Source organism: Rathayibacter sp. AY1E8 (genome assembly GCF_002931415.1).
Classification (GTDB): Bacteria; Actinomycetota; Actinomycetes; order Actinomycetales; family Microbacteriaceae; genus Rathayibacter.
The window spans coordinates 1-3707 of the sequence record NZ_PSVI01000101.1; the positions used below are offsets into that span (position 1 = coordinate 1).

Here is a 3707-nt window from a genome sequence, read left to right on the forward strand (position 1 = left end):
GCCGCGCGGGCGACGTCGTAGATGCTCGGCGCCCGCGACGCGGGCTTGTCTTCCGGCATCGGGCACCGCGGCTCTCTGTGATCGGCGCCTCCGACGCAGGACCGGGGCGCCCTCACGGGCGGCTCGCCCGTCCGCGGGCGCGTGTGAGCACACTTTACGTCCCTCGGCGCGGGGGCCTGCACACCGACGGAACCTCGACGGCTCGGACGGGGTGCCGCTCCCGGATCGGCCGGACGTTCCGGCGCCTCGGGTGCGGGCGCGCCGGAACGGCGCGATCCGCGCTTCCGCCCGGCGGTCGTCGCAGCGGGTGGTCGCCGCGGTCGGGTCAGCCGTCGAAGACCTCGGCCGAGGCGGAGGCCGCATCGGAGCGGAGCACGGCGACGAGGTCCGCGGGACAGTCCTCGAAGGCCGTCCTCTCCGGACCGGGAGGCGTGTGCGCTCGGAAGTCGACGACGGATCCCTGGGGCGCGACGGCGTCGGGCGATCACAGGCGCCACCCTGCGGTCCGGGGTACTTTCCCGCGTGTGAACGACAGCGACGAGAAGTCCGGGAGAGGCTGGCGCATCGATCTCGGCGAGCCGCCGGAGAGCGTGTCCGGCGATGTCGCCGACGCTCTCGATAAGGTGTCCGCGGAATTCGCGGCATTCCGGAGCGGGACTTCCGGCGAGGGCGGAGAAAGGGCCGCGGCCCTCCGAGGAGCCGCCCGACTCGGGGCCGGCGAGCATCGGCTCGCCGTCGCCTCGGGGCTGACGCGGGAAGGCGTCCGCGCCTTTCTCGCGGGGGGATGATAAGCCGTCGGAGAGGCGGTTCCCCCGTGCCTCGACAAGCCGGCGCCGAAGGAAGAGAAAGGCCTCGAGAAGGCGCGGCATCCGGAGAGATCGGAGACGACGAATGGACGACGAGGAGTGGGCTGGCTACCTTCTCGCGATGGAGCGCCGAGCACCGACGAACCAGGACGGCGCGACCGCGGAACGCCGTGACGCGATGGTGGCGGCTGTCCTGCGGGAGCTCGACGGGGTCGATCCGTACGGACTCGAGCCGGGTCGCGAGGACGGCGCTCCCCGCGACGAGTACGCGTCTGAGGCGGCCCCGATCGCGAGCATCCTCCTGCGCCGAGGACGGATCACCGGCGAGGAGCTCGACGCCGTCTGGCGGTTCTGGTTCGGCGAGCCGCTGAGCGCCCTGCTCGGCGACGGCTTCGCCCCGCTCCTGGCGCGGCTCGACCGGCTCGCTCCTCCCTCGGCGGAGGACTGACGGGCGTCGGGTTCCGGCGGCGGACCGGCCGCGATCCCGGCGTCCCGTATAGCTCCGCCCAGCTCCGCCCAGCTCCGCCCAGCTCCGCCCAGCTCCGCCCAGTTCCGCCTAGCTCCGCTCGCGGAAGAAGCGGATGAGCTCGCGCAGGGCCGGGAGCGTCGCGCTCTCGGCCTCGGCGTCGTCGAGGTCGTCGAAGGAGGTGCGGAGCCCGGCGGCGTCGGCGTCGGCGGCGGACTCGAACGCCATCGACCACTCCGGGAACAGCCGCTCCCGGATCGGCTCCTCGAGGAGGGTGCGCAGCTGCGCGTGGCGCTCGTCGGCGGCGATGACGGCCATCCGCTCGCGCAGGACCGCGTCCGGCCCCTCGAGCACCTGGAGGAATCGGCCGTCGCGGTGCAGGAGCATGCCGGTCAGGCCGAGGCGCTCGTTGTTCGCGCGGCACTGGGCGAGCAGCGCGGGGAGGTCGGCGTCCGTGAAGCCGGCGGAGGTGCGGCTGGAGTAGACGAGGGAGAGCATGGCGTCCGTTCCGGGTGGGGGAGGCGGGCGCCTCCGCTCCCAGTGGACCACCGACAGCGCCTCCCGCACGGCCACTTCCGCCGGCGGCGGCAGGCTGCTAGAGCTAGCCGACCGTGATCGGAGCGGCGGACGGACGGGTGCCCTGCCGCATCCAGACGAAGAAGCCGACCAGGGTGAACGCGCCGTAGAAGACGTACATCAGCCCCGACGCGTAGTAGCCGGCCGAGAACAGCAGCGGCACGCCGACCAGGTCGACGGCCACCCAGATGAGCCAGAACTCGGTCCAGCCCTTCGCCATGCCGTAGGTGGCGAGGACGGAGCCGACGAAGATCCACGCGTCGCTCCAGACGGGCTCGTAGGAGCCGAGCGCGCGGAACACGGGCGTCAGCACCGCGGTGCCGCCGACCATCCCGAGCACCAGCAGGCCGCGGGTGCGCCACGACGCCCAGCGCGGTTCGATCAGGGTGGCGGAGTCGTCGGGGCGGTGGGTCCACCGGTACCAGCCGTAGACGCTGACCAGGATGAACATCACCTGCCGCCCGGCCTGGCCGAGCAGGTTGACGGGGTTGGGAGTGCCGAACAGGGCGCCCATGAAGACCGTGAACAGCAGCACGTTGCCGATGAGGCCGACGGGCCAGGCCCAGACCTTCCGCCGCATCCCGCCGAGGGCGCTGAGGAGCCCGAAGACGTTGCCGATGACCTCCCGCCAGAGGACGGTCTGCTCGCCGATGACGATCTGCGCGTCGAACAGCCAGTGCACGAGGTCCACGAGGCCTTCTTCCTGAGTCGGGATGCCGGGTGGTGCAACCCTGCCCCATCCCGGGCCATTCCCGTCGCGGGCTGATGAGGGCGCCGCGCTCGGACCACGCTGGATCCCGCTCCGGGGCGGGGAGCGCGACCGGCGCCCCGCTGTGCCGCCGCGACCGTAGGCTGGCGGGATGACGTCCCGGGTGCGACTCCTGCTGGCCTCGTCGCACCCCGGGCCGACCGTGACGGTCACCGTGCTGGCGACCGTGATCGCGGCGGCGTCCGGGCATCCGCTCGGGCAGGTCGTGCTGGTGGCGCTCGCCGTGCTGCTCGGGCAGCTCTCGATCGGGCTCGCGAACGACTGGATCGACGCCGACCGCGACCGCGCGGTGGGGCGCACCGACAAGCCGGTCGCGCAGGGGCTGATCGGCGTGGGCGCCGTCCGCGCCGCCGCACTGGGGACGGCGGCGGCCGCCGTGGTGCTCTCGCTGGTGCTCGGACCGGTCGCCGCGGTCGCGCACCTGGTGCTGGTCGCCGCGGGCTGGGCCTACGACGCGGGGCTCAAGCGCACGGTCTGGTCGGTCGCTCCGTTCGTGGTCGCCTTCGGGCTGCTGCCGGTGGTGGCGGTGGCGGCGGGCGACGGCCGGCTCCCCGCCTGGTGGGCGATCGCGACCGGCGCCGTGTTCGGCATCGCGATCCACTGCACGAACGTGCTCCCCGACCTGGTCGACGACGAGGCCACCGGGGTCCGCGGCTTCCCGCACCGCCTCGGCCTGCGGCTCTCCGGAGTCGTCGCCTTCGGGTCGCTGGTGGTCGCCGCGCTGCTCGTGCTCGTCGGACAGCTCGTCGGCGACCAGCCGGTGCGCGGGACGGGCGTGGTGCTCGCGGTGATCGGGACCCTTGTGGTGGTCGTGCTCGCCGCGGCGGGCATCCGCCTGGTGCTGACCGGCCCGCCCACGCGCACCCCGTTCCGGCTGGTGATCGCGGCCTCGCTCGTGCTGGTGGTCGAGCTCGGGCTGGCGGGCGCGCGGCTGGTCGGCTGACCGGCCGCCCTCAGGACCAGCGCATCGCGTAGACGCGGGCGAGCAGGTCCGAGGTCGGCAGGGCGAGGGCGGTGCGGAGGAACGCCTCGCGCCCGCGATGCGCGAGAGAGCCGAGCGGGCGTCCGAGCGCCATGTTCGCCTCCGCCT

Annotated in this window: 5 protein-coding genes; 3 read left to right on the forward strand and 2 right to left on the reverse strand. The window is 73.8% G+C overall.

The genetic code is table 11. The annotated features are described in order from the left end of the window. Window positions 1-524: 524 nt before the first annotated feature. On the forward strand, window positions 525-788 hold the full coding sequence (locus C5C74_RS16690; protein ID WP_104292706.1) for a hypothetical protein: 264 nt from the start codon (window positions 525-527) through the stop codon (window positions 786-788). Window positions 789-891: 103 nt separating this feature from the next. After that, complete coding sequence (locus C5C74_RS16695) at window positions 892-1254, forward strand: hypothetical protein (protein WP_104292705.1); 363 nt, start codon at window positions 892-894, stop codon at window positions 1252-1254. Between the two features lie 108 nt (window positions 1255-1362). Here the strand turns inward: C5C74_RS16695 and C5C74_RS16700 are convergent, their stop codons facing one another. Both C5C74_RS16700 and pnuC read right to left on the reverse strand, forming a co-directional pair. After that, entirely contained in the window at window positions 1363-1770 is a 408-nt protein-coding gene (locus tag C5C74_RS16700; protein WP_104227402.1) for a BLUF domain-containing protein, read from the reverse strand. A 103-nt stretch (window positions 1771-1873) separates the two neighbouring features. Next, window positions 1874-2539: a nicotinamide riboside transporter PnuC gene (gene pnuC, locus C5C74_RS16705; RefSeq protein WP_104296222.1), complete on the reverse strand. Its 666-nt coding sequence runs from the start codon at window positions 2537-2539 to the stop codon at window positions 1874-1876. 169 nt (window positions 2540-2708) lie between these two features. Between pnuC and C5C74_RS16710 the strand changes: the two genes are divergently transcribed. Further along, on the forward strand, window positions 2709-3560 hold the full coding sequence (locus tag C5C74_RS16710) for a UbiA family prenyltransferase (protein WP_104351932.1): 852 nt from the start codon (window positions 2709-2711) through the stop codon (window positions 3558-3560). The last annotated feature ends 147 nt before the right edge of the window (window positions 3561-3707 follow it).